General features: G+C 67.4%; 28 protein-coding genes and 1 tRNA gene. 18 read left to right on the top strand and 11 right to left on the bottom strand.

Annotated elements, in window-relative coordinates:
• Complete coding sequence (locus tag AC1DEZ_RS22040; protein ID WP_476780666.1) at nucleotides 1–1140, top strand: alpha-D-ribose 1-methylphosphonate 5-triphosphate diphosphatase; 1140 nt, start codon at nucleotides 1–3, stop codon at nucleotides 1138–1140.
• Nucleotides 1137–1832 carry a DUF1045 domain-containing protein gene (locus tag AC1DEZ_RS22035; RefSeq protein ID WP_441509639.1) on the top strand — a complete coding sequence of 232 codons (696 nt, stop codon included), beginning with the start codon at nucleotides 1137–1139 and terminating at the stop codon, nucleotides 1830–1832. Before AC1DEZ_RS22040 ends, AC1DEZ_RS22035 begins: the two co-directional genes overlap by 4 nt.
• Nucleotides 1833–2030: 198 nt before the next feature.
• Here the strand turns inward: AC1DEZ_RS22035 and phnN are convergent, their stop codons facing one another.
• On the bottom strand, nucleotides 2031–2621 hold the full coding sequence (phnN, locus tag AC1DEZ_RS22030; protein WP_476780665.1) for a phosphonate metabolism protein/1,5-bisphosphokinase (PRPP-forming) PhnN: 591 nt from the start codon (nucleotides 2619–2621) through the stop codon (nucleotides 2031–2033).
• On the opposite strand from phnN, the gene AC1DEZ_RS22025 reads away from it, so the two are divergent.
• Both AC1DEZ_RS22025 and AC1DEZ_RS22020 read left to right on the top strand, forming a co-directional pair.
• On the top strand, nucleotides 2620–3255 hold the full coding sequence (locus AC1DEZ_RS22025) for an LbetaH domain-containing protein (RefSeq protein WP_476780664.1): 636 nt from the start codon (nucleotides 2620–2622) through the stop codon (nucleotides 3253–3255). The two genes, phnN and AC1DEZ_RS22025, sit on opposite strands and share 2 nt — an antisense overlap.
• A 121-nt stretch (nucleotides 3256–3376) precedes the next feature.
• Nucleotides 3377–4882, top strand: coding sequence for a methyl-accepting chemotaxis protein (locus tag AC1DEZ_RS22020; protein ID WP_476780663.1), 1506 nt, complete (start codon nucleotides 3377–3379; stop codon nucleotides 4880–4882).
• A gap of 146 nt (nucleotides 4883–5028) precedes the next feature.
• On the opposite strand, the gene AC1DEZ_RS22015 is transcribed toward AC1DEZ_RS22020, so the two are convergent.
• The 7 genes from AC1DEZ_RS22015 to rpsU form a co-directional block, all read right to left on the bottom strand.
• Nucleotides 5029–5691, bottom strand: coding sequence for a class I SAM-dependent methyltransferase (locus AC1DEZ_RS22015; protein WP_476780662.1), 663 nt, complete (start codon nucleotides 5689–5691; stop codon nucleotides 5029–5031).
• Nucleotides 5688–6842: a glycosyltransferase gene (locus tag AC1DEZ_RS22010; protein WP_476780661.1), complete on the bottom strand. Its 1155-nt coding sequence runs from the start codon at nucleotides 6840–6842 to the stop codon at nucleotides 5688–5690. The genes AC1DEZ_RS22015 and AC1DEZ_RS22010 overlap by 4 nt, the downstream gene beginning before the upstream one ends.
• 221 nt (nucleotides 6843–7063) lie before the next feature.
• Entirely contained in the window at nucleotides 7064–8332 is a 1269-nt protein-coding gene (locus AC1DEZ_RS22005; protein ID WP_476780660.1) for a S8 family serine peptidase, read from the bottom strand.
• A gap of 249 nt (nucleotides 8333–8581) precedes the next feature.
• The gene (locus AC1DEZ_RS22000) at nucleotides 8582–9277 is read right to left on the bottom strand and encodes an anti-sigma factor family protein (protein ID WP_476780659.1); all 696 of its coding nucleotides are present in this window, start codon (nucleotides 9275–9277) and stop codon (nucleotides 8582–8584) included.
• Nucleotides 9278–9325: 48 nt separating this feature from the next.
• A complete protein-coding gene (locus AC1DEZ_RS21995) occupies nucleotides 9326–9886 on the bottom strand; it encodes a sigma-70 family RNA polymerase sigma factor (protein WP_476780658.1) in 561 nt (186 codons plus the stop codon).
• Nucleotides 9887–10165: 279 nt separating this feature from the next.
• A complete protein-coding gene (locus tag AC1DEZ_RS21990; RefSeq protein ID WP_441509648.1) occupies nucleotides 10166–10540 on the bottom strand; it encodes a DUF6481 family protein in 375 nt (124 codons plus the stop codon).
• Between the two features lie 85 nt (nucleotides 10541–10625).
• Nucleotides 10626–10889, bottom strand: coding sequence for a 30S ribosomal protein S21 (rpsU, locus tag AC1DEZ_RS21985; RefSeq protein ID WP_441510105.1), 264 nt, complete (start codon nucleotides 10887–10889; stop codon nucleotides 10626–10628).
• Between the two features lie 355 nt (nucleotides 10890–11244).
• On the opposite strand from rpsU, the gene proB reads away from it, so the two are divergent.
• The 9 genes from proB to AC1DEZ_RS21940 all read left to right on the top strand — a co-directional run bounded on the left by proB (nucleotide 11245) and on the right by AC1DEZ_RS21940 (nucleotide 19900).
• A complete protein-coding gene (proB, locus tag AC1DEZ_RS21980; RefSeq protein ID WP_441509649.1) occupies nucleotides 11245–12369 on the top strand; it encodes a glutamate 5-kinase in 1125 nt (374 codons plus the stop codon).
• Between the two features lie 112 nt (nucleotides 12370–12481).
• Nucleotides 12482–13723, top strand: a complete 1242-nt coding sequence (locus tag AC1DEZ_RS21975) for a glutamate-5-semialdehyde dehydrogenase (RefSeq protein WP_476780745.1) — start codon at nucleotides 12482–12484, stop codon at nucleotides 13721–13723.
• A gap of 14 nt (nucleotides 13724–13737) precedes the next feature.
• Nucleotides 13738–14349 (top strand): nicotinate-nucleotide adenylyltransferase, encoded by a 612-nt coding sequence (locus AC1DEZ_RS21970; protein ID WP_476780657.1) that lies wholly within the window; start codon nucleotides 13738–13740, stop codon nucleotides 14347–14349.
• 124 nt (nucleotides 14350–14473) lie between these two features.
• Nucleotides 14474–14830 (top strand): ribosome silencing factor, encoded by a 357-nt coding sequence (gene rsfS, locus AC1DEZ_RS21965; protein WP_441510107.1) that lies wholly within the window; start codon nucleotides 14474–14476, stop codon nucleotides 14828–14830.
• Nucleotides 14831–14842: 12 nt separating this feature from the next.
• On the top strand, nucleotides 14843–15322 hold the full coding sequence (gene rlmH, locus AC1DEZ_RS21960; protein ID WP_476780656.1) for a 23S rRNA (pseudouridine(1915)-N(3))-methyltransferase RlmH: 480 nt from the start codon (nucleotides 14843–14845) through the stop codon (nucleotides 15320–15322).
• Nucleotides 15319–16680 (top strand): murein hydrolase activator EnvC family protein, encoded by a 1362-nt coding sequence (locus AC1DEZ_RS21955; RefSeq protein ID WP_476780655.1) that lies wholly within the window; start codon nucleotides 15319–15321, stop codon nucleotides 16678–16680. The genes rlmH and AC1DEZ_RS21955 overlap by 4 nt, the downstream gene beginning before the upstream one ends.
• Complete coding sequence (locus tag AC1DEZ_RS21950) at nucleotides 16680–18065, top strand: S41 family peptidase (RefSeq protein ID WP_476780744.1); 1386 nt, start codon at nucleotides 16680–16682, stop codon at nucleotides 18063–18065. The genes AC1DEZ_RS21955 and AC1DEZ_RS21950 overlap by 1 nt, the downstream gene beginning before the upstream one ends.
• Before the next feature lie 159 nt (nucleotides 18066–18224).
• Nucleotides 18225–19394, top strand: coding sequence for a divergent polysaccharide deacetylase family protein (locus AC1DEZ_RS21945; protein WP_476780654.1), 1170 nt, complete (start codon nucleotides 18225–18227; stop codon nucleotides 19392–19394).
• On the top strand, nucleotides 19391–19900 hold the full coding sequence (locus AC1DEZ_RS21940) for an RNA pyrophosphohydrolase (RefSeq protein WP_476780653.1): 510 nt from the start codon (nucleotides 19391–19393) through the stop codon (nucleotides 19898–19900). The genes AC1DEZ_RS21945 and AC1DEZ_RS21940 overlap by 4 nt, the downstream gene beginning before the upstream one ends.
• A 115-nt stretch (nucleotides 19901–20015) precedes the next feature.
• Here AC1DEZ_RS21940 and AC1DEZ_RS21935 read toward each other — a convergent pair whose 3' ends face one another.
• Entirely contained in the window at nucleotides 20016–20603 is a 588-nt protein-coding gene (locus AC1DEZ_RS21935) for a hypothetical protein (protein ID WP_476780652.1), read from the bottom strand.
• A gap of 402 nt (nucleotides 20604–21005) precedes the next feature.
• On the opposite strand from AC1DEZ_RS21935, the gene AC1DEZ_RS21930 reads away from it, so the two are divergent.
• Nucleotides 21006–21215 carry a cold-shock protein gene (locus AC1DEZ_RS21930; protein ID WP_038358045.1) on the top strand — a complete coding sequence of 70 codons (210 nt, stop codon included), beginning with the start codon at nucleotides 21006–21008 and terminating at the stop codon, nucleotides 21213–21215.
• Between the two features lie 115 nt (nucleotides 21216–21330).
• A complete protein-coding gene (locus AC1DEZ_RS21925; protein WP_441509657.1) occupies nucleotides 21331–21567 on the top strand; it encodes a hypothetical protein in 237 nt (78 codons plus the stop codon).
• 9 nt (nucleotides 21568–21576) lie between these two features.
• On the opposite strand, the gene AC1DEZ_RS21920 is transcribed toward AC1DEZ_RS21925, so the two are convergent.
• Both AC1DEZ_RS21920 and AC1DEZ_RS21915 read right to left on the bottom strand, forming a co-directional pair.
• On the bottom strand, nucleotides 21577–21813 hold the full coding sequence (locus AC1DEZ_RS21920; protein WP_476780651.1) for a hypothetical protein: 237 nt from the start codon (nucleotides 21811–21813) through the stop codon (nucleotides 21577–21579).
• A gap of 285 nt (nucleotides 21814–22098) precedes the next feature.
• Nucleotides 22099–22175, bottom strand: a tRNA-Arg gene (locus AC1DEZ_RS21915).
• 58 nt (nucleotides 22176–22233) lie between these two features.
• Here AC1DEZ_RS21915 and AC1DEZ_RS21910 point away from each other — a divergent pair.
• From AC1DEZ_RS21910 to AC1DEZ_RS21900, 3 genes are all read left to right on the top strand, one after another.
• Complete coding sequence (locus tag AC1DEZ_RS21910; protein WP_476780650.1) at nucleotides 22234–22974, top strand: hypothetical protein; 741 nt, start codon at nucleotides 22234–22236, stop codon at nucleotides 22972–22974.
• Between the two features lie 4 nt (nucleotides 22975–22978).
• Nucleotides 22979–24457, top strand: a complete 1479-nt coding sequence (locus tag AC1DEZ_RS21905; RefSeq protein WP_476780649.1) for a M48 family metalloprotease — start codon at nucleotides 22979–22981, stop codon at nucleotides 24455–24457.
• A 94-nt stretch (nucleotides 24458–24551) separates the two neighbouring features.
• Nucleotides 24552–25421, top strand: coding sequence for a dienelactone hydrolase family protein (locus AC1DEZ_RS21900; RefSeq protein ID WP_476780648.1), 870 nt, complete (start codon nucleotides 24552–24554; stop codon nucleotides 25419–25421).
• The last annotated feature ends 175 nt before the right edge of the window (nucleotides 25422–25596 follow it).

The raw sequence follows: 25596 nt of genomic DNA, 5'->3' as shown, positions 1-25596 counted from the left end.
ATGCAAACCGTTCTCACCAACGCCAAACTCATTCTCGAGAACGAGGTCATCACCGGCACCATCGCTTTCGACGCGAACGGCATCGTATCGGTCGATCAGGGCGGGTCATCCCTGCCTGGCGCCATCGACGTCGGCGGCGACTATGTCGCGCCCGGCCTCGTCGAGATGCACACCGACAACATGGAAAAACACTTCATGCCGCGCCCCAAGGTCTTCTGGCCGAACGGGCTCGCGGCGGCGCTCGTCCATGACGCGCAGATGGCCGCGGCCGGCGTCACCACCGTCTACGACGCCGTCTGCGCCGGCACGCCCTTCTCGGCCAAGGACTACCGCAAAGACATCTTCGCCGACGTGATGAAGGCGCTCGCCGAAGGCAAGCGCGAGAACGTCTTCCGCATCGACCACCGCATCCACATGCGCTGCGAGCTGACGAGCCCGGACCTGATCAAGGACATCGAGCCCTATCAGGACGACGAACTCGTCCAGCTGGTCTCGCTGATGGACCACACGCCGGGCCAGCGCCAATGGCGCAACATCGAGCATCTGCGGACCTATGCGATGGGCAACGGCAAGACGCAGGAAGAGTTCGAAGAGGACGTGGTGATGCGCCAGCAGGAAGGCGCCACCAACGTCTCGAAGAACTGGTCGGCGGTCGTCGACGTCTTCCGTTCGCGCGGCATCCCGCTCGCGACCCATGACGACACCACGCCCGAGCATGTCGCAGATGGCATCGCGTCGGGCGCCGTGATCTCCGAATTCCCGACCACGATCGAAGCGGCCGGAGCCGCCAAGAAGCATGGCCTCGCGACTGTCGCGGGGGCGCCCAACGTCGTGCGCGGCGGCTCGCATTCCGGCGGCGTCTCGGTCTCCGAACTGGCCGAGAAGGGCCTGCTCGACGGGCTCTCCTCGGACTACGTTCCGGCGAGCCTGCTGCAGGCCGTCGTCAAGCTCAATGCCGGCCACGGCATCGCGCTGCCCGAGGCGATGGGCATGGTGACCTGGAAGGTCGCCGACATCCTCGGCCTCAAGGATCGCGGCCATCTCAAATCCGGCCTGCGCGCCGACCTGCTGCGCTTCAAAGTGCTCGGCGCCACGCCGGTCATCGGCGCCGTCTGGTCGAAAGGCGAGCGCGCGTTTTGAGCAAGCCGCGCTACGCCGTCTATTACGCTCCCGCCGCCGAAAGCCCCCTCTGGCGCTTCGGCAGCGCGACGCTCGGCTATGATGCGCTCACCGGCGAGGATCTGTCCTTCGCCGTTCCACCCGGCTGCGATCCGGCTCAATGGCCGGCCCTCACCGAGGAGCCGCGCCGCTACGGCTTCCACGCCACGCTGAAGGCGCCCTTCGAACTCGCTCATGGGCGCAGCGAAGAGCAGTTGCGCGCCTTCGCCCGGAACTACGCCGCCGGCCGGGAGGGCGTGACGCTGGCGGGCCTGAGCGTCACGGCGCTCGGCTCCTTCGTGGCGCTGACGCCGTCGGAGCCCAGCGAGGAGCTGCAACGCTTCGCCTTCACGCTCGTGCAGGCCTTCGAGCCGTTCCGCGCGCCGCTGGAGGAAGCGGACCGGGCGCGACGCCTCAAGAGCCCGCTCACCCCCGCGCAGCACGCCTATCTCGAAGCCTATGGCTATCCTTATGTGGGCGACGCCTTCCGCTTCCACATGACGCTGACCGGCTCCTTGCCGGGCGAGCACGCGGCACCGGTCAAGCAGGGGCTGGAAGCGGCCTATGCGGAGGCCCTCCCGACCGGATCGGTCAAACTCGACCGTTTCGCCCTGTTCAAGCAGGACGGCCGCGCCGGCCGCTTCCGCCTGCTCGATTCATATCCCTTCGGCTAAAATGCCCCGCGTTGCCGGCGTTCCACCGTCATTCCGGGGCAGGCCGCAGGCCTGAGCCCGGAACCCATGAACACCGGACAGAGATCAGGAAGCGGCTGCACCGACAGCATTCGGATGGTCGAAAGACGCGTTCATGCGTTCCGGGCGCATCGCTGCGCGATGCCCCGGAATGACGGCCAGCCTCGATCGCCGGATCGCCTACCGACCGAGCCCGCGCAAAACGGCGAGCAGCTCTCCGGCGGCCTCGGCAATGCTGCGATCGTTCATGATCGTGACGATCTCGGCGCTTTCAGCCGTCAGCGGAGCCTCGCGCTTCAGGCGCGCCGCGATATCCGCCTCGCTCTCGCGCCCGCGCGCCGCGAGCCGCTGCGCCAGCACCGGCACCGGGGCGGTGATGTTGAGCACCACCACACGCTCGGCCAGCCGCTCGGCCGCCGCGATGACGGCGCGGGAAATATTGACGATCACCACCGCGCCCTCGGCGATGCCGGCGAGCTCGGCCGCGGGGATACCGTAGCTCAGACCATGCGCCCGCCAGCTCAAGGCAAGATCGCCCTTCACTTCGGCCTCGCGGAAGGCGGCCTCGTCGCAGGAATCGTGATCCTCGGCGCCGGCCATGGCAGGGCGGGTGATCAGCCGGCGGGCGAAGCGGAAGCGCGGATCGCCGGCGAGCCCGGCCCGGCCCGCATCCATCAACGTGTCCTTCCCCGCACCGGAAGGCCCGACCACGAGGACAAGCGCGCCCGCTGCTGAAACGGGGGCCGCAAGATCAGGAGACTGTAAGGACATGGCTGCGAAGAAGCTGGGACTCGAAGCGGTGATCGACCCGACCGCTCAGGTGAGGCAGGCGACGCTCGGGCGCTACACCGAGATCGGCGCCCGCACGAGTTTCGTCGAGTCGACGATGGGTGATTACTCCTATGTCGTGAACGACGCGAATGTCATTTACACGACGATCGGAAAATTCTGCTCGATCGCGGCGATGACCCGGATCAATCCCGGCAATCATCCGATGCACCGGGCGAGCCAGTCGCATTTCACCTATCGCGCCTCCGCCTATTTCGACGATGCTGAGGACGATGCCGCCTTCTTCGACTGGCGCCGGGCGCATGCGGTGACGATCGGCCACGACGTCTGGATCGGCCATGGTGCGATCGTGCTCGCCGGACGCAACATCGGCACCGGCGCGGTGATCGCGGGCGGCGCCGTCGTCACCAAGGACGTCGCCCCCTACACCATCGTCGCCGGCAATCCGGCCCGGCCGGTCAGGCGGCGCTTTTCCGAGGAGGTCGCCGAGCGGCTGCAGACGCTTGGCTGGTGGGACTGGGACCATGCGCAACTGCGCACAGGGCTGGACGATTTCCGTCATCTGCCGGTGGAGGCGTTCCTCGACAAATACGAAGCGCTGAAGGGCGAGGCCTGAGGCGGTCGGCCGCAGCAGATCGATCCAGATCGGCCCCCCTCCTCACCGGCCGTTAACCCGTGATCGGCGAGAGAGGGCCGCGGGCTCGAACAGTCACGGGCCCAAAAGGAATTGCCGTCTCATGTCCGCACCGGATCATCTCGCCAAACGCCTAGCCTTCCTCGGCCTCGACACCGCAGCGAACAGCCATATCCGTGACGTCCACGAGACCCTCAGCGCCGCCATTCCGGGCGCGCTCGACGCTTTCTACGATCAGGTGCGCGCCTTTCCGGAAACCCGCGGCTTCTTCGGCAGCGACGAGCATATCGAGGCCGCCAAGCAGCGGCAGGTTCAGCACTGGGGCGGGATCGCGACCGGGAAGTTCGACGAGAACTACGTCAATGCCGTGACCCGCATCGGCAAGGTCCATGCCCGCATCGGACTTGAGCCCCGCTGGTATATCGGCGGCTATGCGCTGATCCTCGAGAAGCTGCTCGGCGCCGTCCTGCAGGCGCGCTGGCCGAAGAACGCGCTCGGCAGGCGCATGTCCGGCGCCGASGAGCGCGCGGCCGAGATCGGCGCCGTCGTCAAGGCCGCCATGCTCGACATGGACTATGCCATCACCGTCTATCTCGAGGCCTCTGAAGCGGCTCGCCTCAAGGTGGAGGCCGAGGCGCACGCCGCCGAGCAGGCCAAGGCCGCCGAGCGCGATCAGGCGATCGCCTGCGTCAGCAAGAGCATGGCCGCACTGGCCGAGGGCGACCTGACCCATCGCATGAGCAACGAGATCCCGGCCGAATACGCTGAAATCCGCGAGCATTTCAACGCGGCGATGGCGCGGCTTCAGGAGATGGCTGCAACGATCAAGACGACTTCGACCGCGATCGCCGCCTCCTCGCAGGAAATAAATAGCGGCGCGCAGGACCTGTCCATGCGCACCGAGCAGCAGGCTTCGGCACTGGAAGAGAGCGCCGCGACGACCGAGCAGCTCGCGGCCTCGGTCAAGACATCCTCGCAGGCCTCGCGCGAATCCGTCGCGCTGGCGGACGAGGCAGCCAATGTCGCCCGCACCGGCGGCAACATCGTCAGGGACGCTGTCGACGCGATGGCCCGGATCGAGGGGGCTTCGAAGCGAATCTCCGAGATCACCGACGTCATCGACGGCATTGCCTTCCAGACCAATCTGCTGGCGCTCAACGCCGCCGTCGAGGCSGCGCGCGCCGGCGAGGCCGGCCGCGGCTTCGCCGTGGTTGCGGCCGAGGTGCGGGCGCTGGCCCAGCGCTCGGCCGACGCCGCCAAGGACATCACCGGCCTGATCGCCTCCTCCGACGTCGAAGTCGCCGAGGGCGTCAAGCTCGTCAGGCAGGCCGGCGAGACGCTCAGCCGGATCGTGGCCGCCTCCGCCAAGGTGTCGAGCACGGTCGAGGAGATCGCGTCGGCCGCCGGCGAGCAGGCCAACGGCATCGACGAGATGAGCCAGACCGTCAGCCACATGGACGAGATCACGCAGCAGAACGCGGCGCTGGCCGAACAGAGCGCGGCTTCGGCGCGTACGCTGCTCGACCAGATCGACCACCTCAACCGGCTCGTCGCCGCCTTCCGGACAGAGCCGACCGCTGAAACCTCGGCCCGCCGCCGCACGGCGTGAACGAGCGGCTTCGGATCAGACTGGCCAGCGACAAAATCCCGCCGTCATCCCGGGCTTGACCCGGGATCCATGCCGGAGCGCTGTCGATTCAGGTCCGGGCGTGGATCGCAGCTCTGCGCTTCGCTGCGGCCGGCCACCGATATGCGTCAACCGGCCAAGCGCCAGACCGAGCTGCGCTTGATCTCGGCGTCCTCCAATGCGCGCGTCACCGGCACCTGGTAGGTCGCGACCGTCTCCAGCCGTCCCTTCGGCAGATAGCTGCGGCCGGGATCGCCGATCAGCACGGTCGCGCCGCGGGCAGATAGGGCGGAGAGCCAGGCGATGACGCGCTCGGCCATGTCGCGCTCGTAGCAGACATCCCCGGCGCAGACGACCTGCCAGCCCTCGTCGCGGCCGATGAGATCGTCGGCCCGCGCCGTCACCGTGACGTCGTTGGCGGCAGCGTTGATGCCGATCGCAGCAACCGCGAAGGCATCGATATCGCAGGCCTCGACCCGCGCGGCGCCCGACTTTGCGGCAGCGATCGCCACCAGCCCGGAGCCGGAGGCGAAATCGAGGACATGCCGGCCCGCCACGATCTGTGGATTGTCCAGCAGATAGCGCGCCAGCGCCTGCCCGCCGGCCCAGGCGAAAGCCCAGAAGGGGGGCGGCAGACCGATGACGGCAAGCTCCTCCTCGGTCTTCTGCCAGAGTTCGGTCGCCTCCTCGGCGACATGCAGGGAAATCTCCGCGGCGTGCGGAACAGGCAGCAACCGCGTATGCGCGCGGATGAAGCCCTCGCGGTCGAGAGCCGACGCCGCCTCGCTCACGCGACCTTCTCCGTCGCAGGCGCGGCCAGCAGCCCCTGATACAGCGCCTTCACAGCGTTCATCACATCGCGCTCGGTATGGCCGTCGAGCAGGCGGGCGCGGGCATTCGCGCCCATCCGCTCCGCGAGACCGGGCGCGCGGGCGAATACGGTGAGCGCTTTGGCCAATGCCGCCGCATCGTCGGCCGGCACGACCATGCCATCCTGTCCCTCGCGGACGAAGCTGCGGCAGCCCGGCACATCGGTCGTCAGGATCGGCCGGCCGCAAGCGGCCGCCTCCAGGATCGTGCGCGGCAGGCCTTCGCCGCCACGCGAGGGCAGGATGCAGAGATGATGCGCCTTCCAGACCGCCTCGACATCCCGGGTCGGGCCGGCCCAGTTGATGCCGGGCCGTGCCGCCCACTCCTTCAATGTCGCCTCGGGGATCGCCTTCGGATTGGACGGGTCGGGCGCACCGTGGATGGTGAGTTCAACCCTGGCCCCCTCGGCACGGGCGAGCCTGACCGCCTCGACCGCAAGGTCGACGCCCTTGGACCAGAGCATGCGCGCGACGAGCGCGGCCTTGAGCGGCGGCGCCGGCGGCATCGGCGACGGCATCAGCATCAGCGGATCGACCCCGGCCCCGCCGACGATCGCGACCTTGGCGGCGTCCTGCGGGTCCAAGCCCAGCGTGACCGGATCATCCGGGTTCTCGAAGAGGAAGCGCACCTGCGGGCCGTCGATCGCCCCGCGCAGCCAGGCGATCGCAGCGAAGCGGGCTGCGGCGGCCAGAGCCCCCTGCCTGGCGCCGAGGAAGCCGAGGCCGGTCAGCGCATAGACCCGCCGGTCGATACCGGCGAGCTTGCCGGCAAGGCCGGCGAGCGCGATCGGCTTCAGCGCAATGCAATGCAGGATATCGGGTTTTTCAGCCGCGATCAGCCGTCTCAGCGCGGCGACCTGCTTGACCAGCGCGCGCGGATCGAGGCTGCGCCGCTCTGCCTCCAACGCGATCAGCCGCGCACCCGTCGCCTCGATGGCGCGCCGATGGTTGCGCTCGCGCGCGATGACGGCAACGTCGAGGCCAAGTTCGCGCGCCGCCCGCGCCATCGGCAGGAAATGCGAGGCGAAGAACCAGTCCTCGGTGGCGACGAAGAGAAGTTTCGGGCGTGGCATCGCGCCATCAGGCCGATGCGGGGGCGCAGGTCAAGAGCGCCGATAGCTCAGAGTCCTTTCGGACACTTCCGAGCCCTCCTCCTGAAGGGCAAGCGAAGCTTGCGTCTCGACGGATGCTCCAGATAGTTCCGGAACCTCCTGACCATCCTTCGAGACGCAGCCTCCGGCTGCTCCTCAGGATGAGGGCTGGAGGATAAGGGAGGCTTCTGCGAAAGAACCGATCAGGGCCGTGCCGTCGCGACCGGCAGAACGCGCGCCAGCGCTGCCGCAGGATCGATCCGCCCGGCGCCGAAGACAGGGTCGCGCCCCTTCGAGCCGAGATCGGTCGCGCTCTCGGCGAGGATGCGGCGGGCGCTGTCGGGATCGAGCTCAGGCTGCTTCTCCAGCAGCAGCGCGACGAGCCCGGAGACATGGGCGGCCGCGATCGAGGTGCCGGAGGTGAACGCGTAGCGCCCTCCCGGCTCAGCCGTCAGCACATCGACGCCCGGCGCGGCGATGGCGACGTAAGCACCGCGGTTGGCATCGATGAAGACCTTGTCGTCGGCATCGGTCGCCGTCACGGCGATGACGCTGGGGTCGGCGCCGGGGTAGAGCGGTGCCGAGCGGATGCCGCCATTGCCGGCGGCCGCCACCGCAATGACGCCGCGCTCCTTTGCGCCGGCCAGCGCCTTTGACAGCAGGCGATCCTGCGGCCCGGCGAAGCTGAGATTGACCACCTTCGCCCGCTGCTGAACCACCCATTCCAGCGCCGTCAGGATCTGGAAGGACTTGCCATTGGCCGAGCTCGCCTGCGGGCCGCCGAAGGCGCGGGCGACGATCAGCCGGGCGGCCGGCGCGATGCCCTGCAATTCGCCATGCGCGACGATGGCCGTCGCCATGGAGGTGCCGTGCGCGTGCGGGGTCGCCAGCCCGTCGACGGCGTCGAGATAGGCGAGGACCGAGCCGCTGATCTCGGGATGCTCCATGTCCACGCCGGAATCGATCATGCCGACGCGAATGCCGCGCCCGAGCGCGAGCTTGCGGGCTTCGCCGAGACGCAGCTTGTCGACGACATATTGCGGCGGCAGCACGCGCCGGACGGCCGCCGTCCCGCGCGCCGCCGTCGCGGGCTCCCCAAGCCGCAGGCTGGGGGCCGGCGGCCCGCTTGCCTCGGAAGACGCCGTCGTCGGCGCAGCCGAAGCGTTCGCGGAGCCCGGCCCGGGCGGCGTGCCCTGCTGCAGATCGAAGAGGAAATTCGGCTGGGCGCCGGCGATGCTGCTGTCGTCACCCATCTGGGTCAGCACGGCCCGCAGGTCGCGGCCGGCCTCCAGCCTGGCGCGGATGATGGTGACGTTGGCCAGTTCGAAGCGCTGGCGGGCGATCAGGGTCGCGCCATAGCGACGCAGCACGATATCGGCCTCGGCGTTTGGCGCCAGCTCGAACAGCACCTCGTCCGGGACGAAACGGGTCTCGTCCGGCGCCGGCACGATGGCGCGCGGCTGGCGCTGCATCCAAGACCCCGGCGGCACGCGCATCGAACGGTTGGCCCCGTTGGCGGCGGGCTGCTGGGGCCCGGCCGCGGGAGCCTGGGCACGAGCGGCGGCAGGAACAAGCGCCGTCGCCCATATGAGCAATGCAGCGCCCGCGAGGCACCGCATCAGCGCGGTCCCGCTTGTGAAGCCGGATCGCAGCATGGCCTGGCCCTCCCGCCGCAGAACATCATGCCATGGCGCCGGCGAGCGGCGCCTCAAAAGGATCGATCAGGGCGCGGGCGCGACGAAGCTGACGATGCCGCTCTCGCTCTTCATCCGCGTCGCGATCGCATCGACCTGGGCTGATGACAGCGAGGCATCGCCGACACGCACCTTGAAGAAGCCGTTCGCGCGCGGCCCGTCAACGACCGAGGCATCGAAGCGCTTGAAGAAAGCGGCGATCTCGCCGGCTTTCGCCTCCGGAGCGAAGCTCAGCAAGACATAGCGCTCCGAAGCCCGCGAGCCGGGGGCCGAAGCCGTCTGGAAGCCGGCGCCCCCGTCCCGCAGCGCGAGCCCGGTGATGGCGACGCCCTGCAGCGCGATCAGCGCGATGGCGGCCGCGCTGGCATAGGCGAGCCGGCGCGGCGGCAGCGACGCGAGCAGGCCGCCGAGCCAACCCAGGAAGCCGCGGCCCATGCTGTCGGTCGCCCGGGTCAACAGCGGCGCCTGATGGGGAGCCGTGTCGATCTCGGCCATCAGCTTTTCGAGGGCACGATGCGACGGGGCGCCGAGGCTCTCGTTGAGCAGAACCGTCTCGGCCATGTCGTCGCGGATGATGTCGAGCCGGGCGGCGAGCTCGGCGTCGCCGGCGAGCGCGGCTTCGACGCGGCGCTTGTCGGCGTCCGAGATGCGGCCATTGGCATAGAAGGGCAGCAGCTCCTCGAGCTCGCGGCGCTTCGGATCGCTTGCGATGCTGTCGGTCATCACGCCACTCCTCCGGCGGCCTGGCCGCGCTTCATAACACGCAACGCCTCAAGGCCAGCCACGGTCGATACCGGCAGCCTTGAGCATCTCGCCCAGCTTCTTGCGGGCATGGAAAAGCCGGGTCTTGACGGTGTTTTCGGGAATGCCGACGATCCGCGCGACCTCCTCGACGGAGGTCTCGTGGTAATAGACGAGGTCGACGACCTCGCGGTGCTCGGCCGAAAGGCGTTCGAGGCAAGCGCGGATCGCAAGGCCCTTGTCCTGCTTCTGGAGCACGATCTCGGGGCCGTCGGATTCATCCTCGATGCTGCCGGCGTAATCCTCGTCCAGCTCGGCGTCGCGGCGCTTGCGCAGGAGCGACCACGCCTTGTTCCGGGCGATGGCGAGCAGCCAGGTCGAGACCGAGGCGCGTGCCTCGAAGCGATCCGCCTGTCGCCAGAGATCCATGAACACGTCACTGATCACATCCTCGGCAAGCGTCTCGTCGCGGACGAGCCGCAGCACGAAACGGTAGACCCGCACCTGATGCCGTGAGAACAGCACCTTCATCGCGAGCCGGTCGCCCGATGCGATCCGTTTGACGAGATCCTCGTCCGATTCCGTATGCATTGCCCCTCGAAGGCCAGGCATCCCGGCTCGCACCCATTCGTCGCGGCGAGCAGGGAAAAGGTTCAACCCAGGCGCACATTAATGTGCACGAGCGGATTTGCCGATAGGTCATCGGGGAGAGAACGAGCTTTTTTGCCCGAAAACCAGCCATTTCAAGACTGTCGAACCGCCGTCGCGGCCAGGCGGACATGAAAAGGGGCGCCCGCGGCGCCCCAGATCGCATTGATGACATGCGCGAATTCTTGGCGCTCGGCTGGCATCAGCCGAGCGGAAAGTGCGCTAGCGGCGCTTGCCGGCCGTGCGCATCTGCATGTACTGGACCGCTTCGAGCAGCACCTTGCGCGGCCGCTCGGCATCACGCTTGGCCTGCTCCGCCTTGCGGGCGGCCTCGCGGGCGATCTCTTCCTGGCGCTTCTCTTCTTCGATCCGCGCGCGCTCGAGCGCCTCGAGGCGCTCCTTCTCGGCCCGGATCTTCGCCTTCTCGGTTTCGCGTTCGGCGCGAGCCTGAGCGATGGCTTCCCGCTCCTCGCGTCGCTGCACCATGACCGGGTCATCGACCTTGGGCCGTGCCTTGAAACGCTCAAGCAGCGCCTGCTTGGCTTTGGCGGAGTTGGCCTGACGGTCGGTGAAGCTGCGGTCGCTCGGATTCTTCAAGGGTGATCTTCTCTCGGGTTGTTACGGGTTGTTTATCGGCCCGCGCGGGCGCCTTAAGCCAGATCGAGCCGAATTGGTATCGAAATCAACGCGCGGCACCCCCGCTTCCAACGCGGAGCGGGCGATTTTTCGGGCGTGGCGCCGCGATCAGACCTTCCTGGCGCGCCTGCTTGAGGGCCGCCTTGCGGGCCCGCCGCACGGCTGTGGCCCTTTCGCGGATGCGGCGCTCCGAGGGTTTCTCATAGGCCGTGTGCCGCTTCACTTCGCGCATGAGGCCTTCGCGCTGAAGTTTCCGCTTCAGCACGCGCAAGGCCTGGTCGATGTTGTTGTCGCGAACAAGAACCTGCATCGCAGCTCCTTTCTGCGTTGATCGATCGCCGCGCCCCGCTCGGAACGTGAACCGGCGATCCATCTCATCGGTGAAGCATCCGGTCCGCCCGAGACGTAAAGTCCACGGCTCGGTCAGACGCTCCGCTGCCTTCCTGCGCGACCGCAAGACGGGTCCTGTCGTGACGCCAGGCACCACGCATATCCCAAAAGGCTCGCGGGGCGGCAGAACGTTGATATGGGTCTGAACGGCCGTTTTTTCAACGGGATCGACTGCAGATGCACGCCGGGCACGCCGGCCCCGATGGTCCCACCGCTTTACAATCGCCGGGTTTTCCCCAACAGGCAGGGGGTCGCTGCAACAGATCGTGTGTCCCGTGAAGACGCCTTCGCTTTCCGATTTCCGCCGCATCGTCGTGAAGGTCGGCTCCAGCCTGCTGGTCGACCGGGCCCGCAGCCGCCTGCGCCATGCCTGGCTGGCCGCCCTCGCCGAGGATCTCGCCGAGCTGCACCAGCGTGGAGCCGACGTGCTCGTCGTCTCCTCCGGCGCGATCGCGCTCGGGCGCACCGTGCTCAACCTGCCTTCGGGCCCGCTGCGGCTGGAAGAGAGCCAGGCCGCCGCCGCCGTCGGACAGATCGCGCTCGCCCGCAACTGGGCCGAGGCGCTGGCCGCCCACGGCCTTACCGCCGGGCAGATCCTGCTGACTCTGGCCGATACCGAACAGCGACGCCGTTATCTTAACGCGCGCGCGACGCTCGGGCGCCTGCTCGACCTGCGCGCCATCCCCGTCATCAACGAGAACGACACCGTCGCCACCACCGAGATCCGCTATGGCGATAACGACCGGCTCGCCGCCCGCGTCGCAACCATGGCCGGCGCCGACCTTCTGGTGCTGTTCTCCGATATCGACGGGCTCTATACGGCCCCGCCGAACAAGGACCCGAGCGCGCGGCATATCCCCGTGGTCGAGCGCATCACGCCGGAGATCGATGCCATGGCCGGCGGCGCGGCCTCCGAGCTGTCACGCGGCGGCATGCGCACCAAGATCGAGGCCGGCAAGATCGCCGCTGCAGGCGGCACCCACATGTTGATCGCCGACGGGCGAGCCAAGAATCCGCTGGCGAGCGTGGCCGCCGGCGGGCGCTGCACCTGGTTCCTCTCCGCCTCGACACCCGCGACGGCGCGCAAGACCTGGATCGCCGGCACGCTGGAGCCGCGCGGCACGCTGCATGTCGATGCCGGCGCGGCACGCGCTCTGCGCGGCGGCGCCAGCCTGCTGCCGGTCGGCGTTGCCCGCATCGAAGGCGAGTTCGCGCGCGGCGACGCCGTGCTGATCCGCGATCCCGACGGACAGCTGCTCGGGCGCGGCCTCGTCGCCTATGATGCGGCCGAGGCCGCGCTCGTGCTCGGCAAGGCCTCGCGGGACATCGAAAGCGCGCTCGGCTACCCCGGACGCGCCGAGATGATCCACCGGGACGACATGGCGCTCGGGCTAGGCTAAGCTTTCTTCCGGGCCGGCTTTTGCCGGCGGGGTTTTTGGGCTGGGTGAGATGACGGGCGACAGCGCATTGCGCATCATCGCGACGAACGAGACCGGCGATGTCCGGCTCGTGATGCAGGAGGTCGGCCGGCGCGCCCGCGCCGCCGCACGCAAGGTCGCGCTCAGCCCCACCGAGCAGCGCAACGCCGCCCTCATCGCCATGGCCGATGCGCTGCGCGCCCGCAGCGCCCGCATCCTCGCTGCGAATGCTCAAGATCTCGCCGACGGCAGAGCGGCGGGTCTCAGCGCCTCTTTCATGGACCGCCTCGCCCTTGACGAGAAGCGCCTCGCCGCCATTGCCGATGCCGTCGCCGAGGTCGCCGACCTGCCCGATCCGCTCGGACGCGTACTGGCGGAATGGACGCGGCCGAACGGACTGCGCTTCGAGCGTGTCGCCACGCCGCTTGGCGTCATCGCCGTGATCTTCGAGAGCCGCCCCAACGTCACAGCCGATGCCGGCGCGCTCTGCCTGAAGAGCGGCAATGCCTCGATCCTGCGCGCGGGCTCGGATTCCTTCCGCTCCTCGACCGAGATCGCAGCCGCGATGCGCGAGGGGCTGGAGGCCGCCGGCCTGCCGGGCGATGCCATACAGCTCGCGCCGACGCGCGACCGCGCTGCGGTCGGTGAAATCCTTACCGGCCTTGACGGGAACGTCGACGTGGTCGTCCCGCGCGGGGGCAAGAGCCTCGTCGCCCGCGTCCAGAGCGAGGCGCGCGTGCCGGTCTTCGCCCATCTCGACGGCAACTGCCATGTCTATGCGGACGCGAAGGCCGATCTCGCCATGGCCCGCGAGATCCTGCTCAACGCCAAACTGCGCCGCACCGGCGTCTGCGGCGCGGCCGAGACGCTGCTCGTCGACCAGGCCTGTGCGGCGACCCATCTCGCCCCGCTCGTCAGAGCCCTGCTCGATGCCGGCTGCGCCGTGCGCGGCGATGCGGCCGTGCGGGCCGTCGACCCGCGCGTGACGCCCGCCAGCGAGGAAGACTGGGCGACCGAATATCTCGACACGATCATCGCGGCGAAGGTCGTGCCGGGGCTCGAAGCCGCAATCGACCATATCGAGCGCTACGGTTCGCATCATACCGACGCGATCGTCACCGCCGACGAAGCCGCCGCCGCCCGCTTCCTGGCAGAGGTCGATTCGGCCATCGTCATCCACAATGCCTCGACCCAGTTCGCCGATGGCGGCGAGTTCGGCTTCGGCGCCGAGATCGGCATCGCCACGGGCCGCATGCATGCGCGCGGCCCCGTCGGCGTCGAGCAGCTCTGCTCATTCAAGTACCGCGTCCATGGCGCGGGCCAGACGCGCCCCTGAGCCGTGCAGCACGGATGACGAGCGAGCATCTGCGCCTGCCGCCCCATGCGCCGGGCCTGTGCATCGGCCTGTTCGGCGGCAGTTTCAACCCTGCCCATGACGGCCACAGGCTGGCGAGCCTGACGGCGCTGCGACGCCTGCAGCTCGACCGCATCTGGTGGCTGGTCACCCCAGGCAACCCGCTGAAGGACAATGCGAAGCTTCCGCCGCTCGGCGAGCGCCTGCGGCAGGCGCGCGATGTCGCCAACCATGCCCGCATCAACGTCACCGGCATCGAGGCGACGCTGCGCACGCGCTACACCGCCGACACGCTGCGCGCGCTGAAGCGACGCTGCCCGGGCGTCAACTTCGTCTGGATCATGGGGTCCGACAATCTCGCCGGCTTCCACCGCTGGGCGGAGTGGCGGACAATCGCCCGCATGATGCCGATTGCGGTGATCGACCGGCCGGGCTCGACCCACAGCGCCATGGCCTCGCCCGCCGCCAACTGGCTGTCGCGCTGGCGCATTTCGGAAAATCAGGCTGCGAGTCTGCCCCGCTCCCGGCCTCCGGCCTGGGTTTTCCTGCACGGCAAGCGCTCGACGTTATCCTCCACCATGCTGCGCCTTCAGGCCGGCCGCGATTGAATTCCGAGGCTACCCGGCTTATTTTGCCTGTGTCGCGCCGAGAGTGCGTCTGGATCGAGAGGATACGTCACTGACCCGTCAAACCCTTGGTGAGGCCGAGCCGAAGCCGCTTCCCCAGGCCGCTATCTCGGAAAATCCCTCTGCCGATAGCATCGCCCTCGCGCAACGTGTCCTCGAGGATATGAAGGCCGAGGACATCACGGTGATCGACCTCGTTGGCAAGACGTCGCTGGCCGACGCGATGATTATCGCGTCCGGCAACGTCAACCGCCATGTCGCCGCCATCTCGGATGCCCTGATCGAAGCCCTCAAGGGCTCCGGACTTCCCACGCCGAACGTCGAAGGCATGCCTGCCTGCGACTGGGTCCTGATCGATACCGGCGACATCATCATCCACGTCTTCCGACCCGAAGTGCGCCAATTCTACAATCTCGAGAAGATGTGGGGCACCGACCGGCCGAACGAACGCCTCGATAGCTGACGTCGTTCGCGGATGCGGCTCGCAGTCATCGCCGTCGGCCGGCTCAAGGATGGGCCGGAACGCGAGCTCTGCGAGCGGTATCGTGAACGCGGGGTCGCGCTCGGGCGCGGCATCGGCCTGAGCGGACTCGACATCGTCGAGATCGCCGAAAGCCGGGGCCGGCGCCCCGAGGAGCGCAAGCGCGAAGAGGCGCAGGCGATCCTCGCCAAGGCGCTGCCCGGCCTCGTGATCGCGCTCGACGAACGCGGCCGCCAGCTCGGCAGCGAAGCCTTCGCCAGCCGGATTGCCGCCGCCCGAGACGCCGGAACCGGCCATGCCAGCCTGATCATCGGCGGCGCCGACGGCTTGAGCGAGGAGATTCGCGACAAGGCCGACATCACGCTCGCCTTCGGCGCGCTGACCATCCCGCACCAGATCGTCCGGGCGCTCGTGCTGGAACAGCTCTATCGGGCGATGACGATCATCGCCGGGCACCCCTATCATCGCGCATGACCTTCGCCGCGCCGCTGATTCGCTCCGGGCTGCGCCTTCTGAGCCTCGCCGCTCTGCTGGCTGCTCCGCTCGTTGCGCCGGCCTTCGCTCAGACGAGCACGCCCGATCCCGAGGCCCTGTCGCGCGAGGCGATGCAGAAGCTCGTCGAGAAACAGGCCCGCGAAGCCGAGCTCAAGGCGATCGAGCAACGCCTCGCCGGAAACGCCGACGCCCGCGCCAGGCTTGAAAAAGAAATCGCCGCGATCCGCGCCGACCGTGCCGCGCTCAACAACGCCCTGCTCGACGCCACCGCGAAGACGCAGGCCGGCGAGGAACGGCTGGGTGCGCTGGAGAAGCGCCTCGCGCTGCTGCAATCCAGCGAGACGGCGATCCGCCGCTCCCTCGAGGGTCGGCGCGGCCTGATCGCAGAAGTGCTCGCCGCCTTGCAGCGCATCGGCCGGGCCCCTCCGCCTGCAGTGCTCGTGCGGCCGGAGGATATCCTCGAAGCCGTGCGCGCCTCGATGCTGCTCGGCGCCGTCGTGCCCGATCTGCGCCAGGAGATCGAAATCCTCGCCACGGATCTCGGCGAGCTGGTGCGGCTGCGCGACAACATCGCCGCAGAGAAGCTCAAGATCGGCACGGAGATGGAGCAGCTCGCAGGCGAACGGCAGCGGCTGGCGTCGCTGATCGATGCCAGGCGCGCGCGCGAAGCCAGCGCCGCCAAGGATGTCGAAGCCCAGCGCGCGCTCGGCAACGAACTCGCCGGCCAGGCCCGCTCGATGCGCGACTTCGTCGAGAAGATCGAGAAGGAGATCTCCGTTGCCAACAGGGCGGCGGAGGCGGCCCGCCAGGCCATCGAGCAGGAGACGCGCGAGCAGCGCGAGCGCATGACGGCGCTCGCCTTCAAGGACCCGGCGCGCCTCGCCCCCAAGATCGCCTTCGCCGACGCCAAGGGACTGCTCTCGCTGCCTGTCGCGGGATCACGATTGCGTGGTTTTGGCGACGCCGACGGCGCCGGCGGCACAATTCGCGGAATTTCACTGGAAACCCGGCCGAACGCCCTAGTTTCGGCGCCTTCTGACGGTTGGGTTGTTTACGCGGGGCCGTTTCGTTCGTTCGGGCAACTCTTGATCCTGAACGCAGGGGGTGGATACTACATTTTGCTTGCCGGCATGCAGCGGATCGATGTCGCGCTCAATCAGTTCGTCCTGGCGGGGGAACCGGTTGCGACGATGGGCGAAACATCGGAAGCTGCCGCGACGACAGTAGGAGTAGGAACCGGGCAGCCGGTCCTCTATATCGAATTCAGAAAAGACGGTGTTTCGGTCGACCCGACTCCGTGGTGGACGAAATYGCAARGCGAAAAGGTTCGCGGATGATGCGCAAGGTYTCCCTCGTTCTCGCCGGCGCCATCATGGGCGCGGGCCTGACCGGACTCGCCACTCAGACCAGGCTGCTCAGCTCGACCAGCGCTGTCGCCGCTTCGGCCGAGGTCTATCGCAGCCTGAACCTCTTTGGTGACATCTTCGAGAAGATCCGCACCGATTACGTCGACAAGCCCGACGAGCAGAAGCTGATCGAGGCCGCCATCAACGGCATGGTCTCCTCGCTCGACCCGCATTCGTCCTATCTCGACGCCAAGGCGTTCCGCGATATGGACACCGACATGCGCGGCCAGTTCGGCGGGCTCGGCATAGAGGTGACGATGGAGGACGGCGTCCTCAAGGTCGCCAAGCCGATCAAGGACACGCCCGCCTCCAAGGCCGGCATCCTCGCCAACGACATCATCCGCCAGATCGACGGCACCGAGGTGAAGGGCCTGTCCCTGACCCAGGCGGTCGAGAAGATGCGCGGGCTGATCAACACCCAGGTCACGCTCAAGATCGAGCGGCCGGGCAAGACCGACCCGCTCGAATTCACCCTGACCCGCTCGACCATCGTCGTGCCCGCGGTCGAGGAGCGGGTCGAAGGCGATATCGGCTATATCCGCATCGGTACTTTCTCCGAGCAGACTTATGACGGCCTGCGCAAGGCCATCGACAAGCTCTCGAACGACATCGGCCAGGACAAGCTCAAGGGCTATGTCATCGACCTCCGCAACAATCGCGGCGGGCGCCTCGACCAGTCCGTGCTGGTCTCTGACGCCTTCCTCGAGCGCGGCAAGATCGTCTCGACCCGTGGCCGCAACGCCGAGGAGACCCAGGTCTTCAACGCCAAGTCGGGGGATCTGACAAAGGGCAAGCCGCTCGTCGTGCTGATCAACGGCTCGTCCGCCTCGGCGGCGGAGATCGTCGCCGGCGCGCTGCAGGACCACAAGCGCGCGGTCGTGATGGGCACGCGCTCCTTCGGCAAGGGCTCGGTGCAGACGGTGATCCCGCTCGGCTCGAATGGCGGCCTGCGTCTGACCACGGCGCGCTACTACACGCCGTCGGGCAACTCGATCCAGGCCAAGGGTATCACGCCGGACATCGAGGTCCAGCAGGACATCCCGCAGGAGATCAAGGACAAGCTCGTCGACAACAAGGGCGAAGCCGCGCTCAAGGGCCATCTCAAGGCCGGCGAGGGCGAGGAGCAGTCCGGCTCCGCTTCCTACGTCCCGAACGATCCGGCGAAGGACACCCAGCTGATCGCCGCCTTCAACCAGCTGCGCGGCATCAAGAAGGACACCGCCCAGATCGTCGAGAAGCCGGCGACCGAGGCCGCCCCGGCCCCGGCGGCGCCGACGGCGCCGACCCCCGCGGCCCCGGAAGCGCCGAAGAACTGAGCCCTGACGGGAGCCTTCGGGCTCGACGCCGGGCCGCTTAGGCGACAAGACTAGCGCGCGGGCCACTGATTCGGGCCCGCGGCGCAACTTTGAGGACGGCTGACTTTGGCCGGAACGCCGCTGACGGAGCTCAATCGGCCGCTCGGCCAGGATCGAGCCGTGCCTTCCGGCAAACCGTGGGGCCGTTGGCTTGCGACTGCTGCGGCCGGCTGTGTCGGCAGCGTGATCCTCGGTCTCGTGCTTGTCGCCGCATTGCGCCGCGACCCCGATGGCGGCGAGCCGGTCGGCTATGCGGCCATCGAAAAGCGGGCCGCGCCCGTTTCCTCCGCCCCGCCGAGCTCCGACGCGGCGCTATCTGCCGCGCGCGGCCCGGCGAGCGCTGCCCAGCTCGAGAACAGCGCCGGCGTGACCGTCGTGCGCGCGGGCGAGGATGCACCGGGCGCGATCATCATCACCGTCCCGGATGAAGCGGGCGCGATCAAGCTCGCGCCGGCCCCCGACAATCGTCTGGTGGAGCGCAGCCGCTACGGCCTGCTACCCAAGCTCGGCCCGGATGGCGCGACTCCGGCCAAGATCTATGCCCGCCCGCTCGGCCCGGAGCCTTCGGTCAAACCGGCCGGACGCATCGCCCTGCTCGTCGGCGGCCTCGGCATCAGCCAGACCGGCACGGCCGACGCCATCGCCAAGCTGCCGGGGCCGGTCTCGCTGGCCTTCGCGCCCTATGGCACCGAGCTCGAGCGCACCGTCCAACGCGCCCGTGGCGAAGGCCACGAGGTCTTCCTGCAGCTGCCGATGGAGCCGTTCGACTATCCGGACAACGATCCCGGTCCGCACACGCTGCTGACCGGCCCGAAGGCCTCGGACAATATCGACAAGCTGCACTGGTCGCTCGGCCGCTTCACCGGCTATGTCGGCATCGTCAACTTCCTCGGCGGGCGCCTCACCTCCGATGAAAATGCCCTGTCTCCGCTCCTGCGCGAGCTCGCCGGCCGTGGCCTCATGGTCATCGATGACGGCTCCTCGGCGCGCAGCCTTCTCGCCAGCTCCGCCACGCGCGCCCAGATCCCCGCCATCAAGATCGATCGGGTCGTCGACGCCGTCACTCGCCCCGATGCCATCGACAAGGAACTCGCGACGCTGGAGGCGCTGGCGCGCGATCAGGGCGTCGTCGTCGCCGCCGCCAGTGCCCTGCCGGTCTCGATCGAGCGGATCAATCGCTGGGCTCAGTCGTTGGAAGCCAAGAAGATCGCGCTCGTGCCGGTCAGCGCAGCCCGCGGCTTCCGCAATCCCAAGACCACCGGATCAGTTTCAACCGGACCACAGCGATGACCGAGAGCGCTCCCGAAGGCTACCGTCCCTGCGTCGGGCTCGCCCTCTTCAACACCGAAGGGCTGGTCTTCGTCGGCCGGCGCGCCAACAAGACCCAGCGTGAGCATGTCGCGCCGGGCCATGCCTGGCAGATGCCGCAGGGCGGCATCGACAAGGGCGAGACGCCGCTGGAGGCGGCCCGCCGCGAGCTGGCGGAGGAAACCAACGTCACATCCGTCGAATTGCTCGCCGAAGCCCCGGGTTGGCTGAGCTACGACCTGCCTGATTATATCGGCAAGGAAGCCTGGAAAGGCCGCTGGCGCGGGCAGGCGCAGAAATGGTTCGCCTTCCGCTTCCTAGGTGCCGATGACGAGATCAACATCCTGACCCCGGCCGGGGGCCACAAGGCCGAATTCGACGCCTGGCGCTGGGCGCGGCTCGACGAGACACCGGAGTTGATCATCCCGTTCAAGCAGGGCGTCTACCGCCAGGTCGTCAGGCATTTCGCGCCCTTCGCACAGGGCTGAGCCGCATCGCCGCGCTTTCCCGAATCGCAGAATCGCTCCAACCGACCGCTACGTCGCAGTTTTCCCACGCGAAGCGGGCGTCCGCCTCGCTCGAAAATGCTCTCGTCGGCAGCGCTCAGCCCATCGTGTAGACGACGCGCCCGAGCCAGTAGAGCTGATAGGCGATGTGTACGGACGCCAGCGCAAGATGGACGGAGCGCCGCGCCGAGATGAAGGCCACGAGGCAAAGCAGCAGCCCGATCGGCACCTGCACGAGATAGTCGGCGCTGAGCTGGCTCCAGCGCTCGGTGCCCTTGATCAGCGTATCGACGATATCGAGCAGGAAGGCTGTCGCCAGCAGGCCGAAGAACCAGCGCCGGCGCTTGATGAAGAAGTCCTCGTAGCCCGCATATTCGGAAATGTTGTCCGGGAAGAGCAGCGCAGCGAGCAGGTAAAGCACGACCGCGTAGCCGATCAGGAAGAGATAGATTCCGAAGCTCCAGGCGGGGATACGCGAGAGCCCGAACTCCCACCACCAGAACAGCACCAGCTCCAGCAGGATCGAGCCGACCCAGAGCAAATGGAGCAGCGACAGGCGATAGCGGTCGGGATGCTGGATGAAGCTGGCGATGCCGGTCAGCATCCGGGTGATGCCGAGACCGATGACCATGCCCATGACGATGCGGACATGGGGGAAGAGCTCATGCGGCGAAATCGTCTCCATGCGATCTGCTTAGAACACCGCGCCGGAAAGGGGAATCCGCCCGCCCAAAACGCGGTTTTCAAGGCTGACAGCTCCCGCCAGGTCCTTTTCATCACGCCAGCTATTCCATGCCTCGCGACGTGCCTGAATGGGGTTGCGATGCAGAGAAATTTTCGCCGGAAAACGCCCTCCGATCTGACAGTTAAAGTGATCAAGAAAATAAATAAAAGAGATCACCCCGGAAAACTAATTGAAGTCCTCTCCAAAATAAAATAGATATATCCTCATCGAGATTGCTTGGACGGCCGTTGTTATTTTCGCGCTTTTGGCGCGGCTCTGATAAACTCCCCCTTTCGAAATCGTTCTGAACTCGTCGAACATTCTGTCGGCGAGCGACAGGTCTTGCCAAAAGGAGGGTTTTTCATGACCACCGGCACAGTGAAATGGTTCAATTCCACCAAGGGTTTCGGCTTCATCCAGCCCGATGACGGCAGCCAGGACGTGTTCGTGCACATCTCCGCCGTCGAGCGCGCTGGCATGCGGGACCTCCAGGAAGGCCAGAAGCTCGGATACGAAGTCGCTCGCGACAACCGTTCCGGCAAGATGGCCGCGGAACAGCTCCAGACTGCGTGATTAGGCAATCGTCGCCGTTGACCACGGATGTACTGGCACCAGCGACTTTAGCCACTCGAAAGGCCGGGCACCTGCTCGGCCTTTTTGCTTTTCAATCCAAACATGAATGGAAATCATGATGTTCGAAATTTCAAAGCAGCGCTTAACCGCCGACAATCAGTTCTTGAAGATCCAGACCCGGGCTCTCTCTCACGCGAGGATCATGTCCGAAACGGAAAAGCTAACCCAGCAGCGCGAAGACAACATGCTCAAACTGCGCGGGCTCCGTTTGGCGAAAGAGGCCAATGTCAAACAGGCCGGGCTCGCAGCACAGATCAACAAGAAGTCGCGGCGGCGTCCGGGCTTCAAATAGCCCTGGATCTCACTCGCGGATATCAGAAATCAAGCGCTCGCCGACCTGCAGGGTTCGCTGAGAGCCCGCGGAATGATTGAGGATCAGAACGGGCTCGCGCTCTGTGATCCGCCCTTCCGCGAAGACGCGGCGATACCCGGCGCGGTTCTCGTCCATCGTCTCGCATAGGACGAGGCAACGCAGCGGGATACGAGGCCTCCGCGCAATTTTCAGTCGATCGAGGCGACGGGCGAGCGCGCTGGTCATGTATCGGCTCTCAATGCTGCGGCGATGGCTGCCTGTCCTGAGCGCCATGCGTCGCCATCTCCGCAAAGGCACGACTGAACGGCGGCCATCGCGTCAGACCACGAAGTCGGACTAGATCAGCGGCAACCGCTGCGTCGCGCGCTTCCCCCTGGAGAAGCTGGTGAAGGACGCTCGCCTAGCTCGCGCTCGGCATCAGCTAGCCTCGGACGGCGTTGGGGCAAATGTTGGATGTCGCGAATCAACCCCAAAATTCACGATATAATTCAATGACGTATGTAGAATCCATGGCGTCCCGGAAGGGATTCGAACCCCTGACCTACGGTTTAGGAAACCGTTGCTCTATCCTGCTGAGCTACCGGGACGCACAAAAACTCGTGTAGCATAATCGCGATGCGGGTGAAGTCCCTTCTTGCAACTGTCATGATCGCAGCGCTGCCGAACATGCCGGCCGCGGCGGCATCGGATTGCGCAGCCGCCCAGCAGATGGAAACCACGGCCGCCCGGCTGGCCGGTCTCAACGCCGCCGGCGACCCGGTCCTGAGCGATGGCAGAACGCTGCGCCTGATCGGGCTGGCGCCGCGTCAGAGCGGTGAGGAGGCTGCGCGCTTTCGCGCCGGGCTGGAACCGTTCCGCGACCGCTCGCTCGATCTCGCCGTCGTCGGCGAGCCCGACCGCTGGGGACGCTGGCCGTCGAAGCTGTTCATCCCCGCAGATCGCCCGGGCGGAGAGCCGCAGGAGCTGGCTCTCGTTCTCCGACGCGATGGTGCAGCCCTTCCGCTCGCCGAGCCGCTGGCGTCGCCCTGCCCGGTCGCGCCCGTTCAGGCAGCGTTAAGTTCCTCGCCCTCACCCTCCCGGCCAATGGCCATCGACGGTCATGATCTCGCCGCTGTAAAAGCGCAGGAAGGACGCTACGTCATGCTGGAAGGCAGGATCGCCTCTGTCGGCGAACGCTCCCAGCGGACCTATCTGAACTTCTCTCGCCGGCCTGGGGAGGCAGCTTCGATCGTCGTCTCGCGGGCCTTGTGGCGAGATTTGAAGGGCACCGGCTGGACCGCGGGCAACCTCGGCGGTAAACGCGTGCGCGCCTATGGCGTCCTGTCGGGACGCGATGGCCTCCTGCTGGAGGCGACATCCCGTGCGGCGCTGGAACTGATCGACTGAGGATATGCTGAAGCTCTGGCGGACATCGCTCTCGCGGCATTCGAAGCGGCTGGCGGCCATTATGCTGCCCGGCCTGCTGCTCGTCGGCTGCCTCGGCGACCAGAGCCCGCTCGCGCCGGCGGGCTCGGGCGACGAGATCGCTCCGCGCATCAACACGGTCCAGCGCGCTGCGGACCAGGAGCATCAGCGCCTACTTTCCGCCTTCGGCGGCGAATATCGCGCGCCCAAGACCCGGGCGGCGCTGGACGAGGTCGTCCAGCGGCTCGCCAAGGCCGGCGAGGGCCAGATCGGCCATTACGAGATCACCATCCTGAACTCGCCGGTGGTCAATGCCTTCGCCCTGCCCAACGGCCGGCTCTATGTCACCCGCGGCCTGCTCGTGCTTGCCAACGACACCTCCGAGATCGCCTCGGTCCTGGCGCATGAAATCGCCCATGTCACCGCGCAGCACGCCGTCGAGCGCGCCGAGAAGGAGGCGGAATCGGCGCTGGTGAGCCAGGTCGTCTCGCAGGTCCTCAAGGACCCCTCCCAGGGCGCAGCGGTGAAGGCCGGCTCGAAGCTCTCGCTGGCCCGGTTCTCGCGCCAGCAGGAACTCACCGCCGACCAGATCAGCGTGCGCAACATCGCGCGGGCCGGCTACGATCCTTATGGCGCCAGCCGCTTCCTGGCGACGCTGGGCCGCAACACCGCCTTCCGCAGCAGCGGCCAGAACCAGAGCGCCGACGACAAGCGACTGGACATCCTCTCCAGCCACCCGCAGACGCCCGAGCGCATCGCCGCCGTGACCAATGCGGCCCGCCAGATCAGCGCTCCGGGCATCGGCGAGCACGATGCCAATCGCTGGCTCAACGCGATCGAGGGCCTGGCCTATGGCGACGATCCGCGCGACGGCGTGGTGCGCGGCCGGCGCTATCTCAACAGCACCCTGCGCATCGGCTTCACGGCGCCGGAAGGCTTCAGCCTGGAAGCGGCGCAGGACATGGTGATCGGCGTCAGCGCCAGCGGCTCCCAGGCGCTGCGCTTCGACTCGGTGACGCTGAAGAGTGGCCAGACCCTGGAATCCTATGTCGCAGCCGGCTGGATCGAGGGCGTCGAGACGACCGGCATCGAGAAGATCGAGATCGGCGGGCAGCCGGCCGTGATCGCCCATGGCAAGGGCACGGACTGGATGTTCCGCCTCGCCGCCGTGCAGGTGGGCGAGCGGGTCTACCGCTTCATCCTCGCCGCGCGCGGCGCGAGCGATCCCGAGCGGGCGATGCGTGCCATCGCCGAAAGCTTCCGCATCCTGACCCCGGCCGAGGCACAGGCTGTGCGGCCCATGGTCATCCGGCTGGTCGCGGCCGAGGCGGGCGACAGCATCGCCAGCATGGCCGAGCGCATGCCGGAGCAGGACCGCCCCGGCGAGCTCTTCCAGCTCCTGAACGGGCTCGACCGCAACACCGCGCTGATGCCGGGCCAGCGCTACAAGATCGTCGCGGAGTAACCGCTCCTCACAAGGCCGCGAGTTTCGGCGCTGGCCTCCTGCAAGCGGCGAATCCGCCGCTATGATCGCCGCCATAACGCCAGAGGGAGCGGATATGGCACTCGATCGCAGGATCGTCGAACTCTACGACGAATACACCCACAAGCCGCTCGACCGGCGCGTCTTCTTCAACCGACTCCTGGCGATTGCCGGCTCCGCCGCCGCGGCGGAAGCGGCGCTGGCCGTGCTCGAGCCGAACTACGCACGGGCCGAACAGGTCTCGGCCGACGATGCCCGCATTACGGCATCGCGCCTCGACACCACCGTCGATGGCGTGACGCTCAAGGGCTATCTCGTCACGCCGAAGGCCCAGGCCAAGCACGGCGGCGTGCTCGTGATCCACGAGAACCGTGGGCTCAACCCTCACATCGAGGACATCACCCGGCGCATGGCGCTGGAAGGCTTTACCGCGCTAGGGCTCGATTTTCTCACCCCTCTCGGCGGGACACCTGTTGATGCCGACGCCGCCCGCGCACTCTTCCCGCAGCTGTCCACGGACGCCGTCATCCAACAGGGCCGCGCGGCCCTGAAATACCTCGCCTCCCGCCCGGACGCGAACGGCAAGGTCGGGGCCGTCGGCTTCTGCTGGGGCGGCGGCGCGGTCAACGATCTCGCCGTCTCCGCGCCGGAGCTTGCCGCCGGTGTCGTCTTCTACGGGCGCTCGCCTGATCTCGCCAAGGTGCCGCTGATCAAGTCCCGCCTCCTGATCCAGCAGGCCGCGCGCGACAAGCGCCTTGTCCAGATGCTGCCCGATTACGAGAAGGCGCTGAAAGCAGCCGGCATTCCGTTCGAGGCGATCGTCTATCCGAATGTCGACCACGCCTTCATGAACGACACCAGCGCCGAGCGCTACGACGCCGCGACAGCCAAGCAGGCCTGGCAGCGGACGGTCGCCTTCCTCAAGGCGGGAACGGGTACGACGTGAGAGGGCCAGCGTCATTCTCGGGCAGAGAGCAGCGCAGACCCCAGAATCTCGTGATGAGAAGCTGCCGGAGCCTTCTCCGGCGAGAGATGCTCGGGCCGAAGCCCGAGCATGACGGGCCGATGACCCCGATCAAGCCAACAAAAAACCCGGCGGTCGCCCGCCGGGTTTCGCATCC

The organism is Allobosea sp. 10L422 (assembly GCF_056395345.1).
This window is presented reverse-complemented; position numbering and strand designations above follow the sequence as displayed.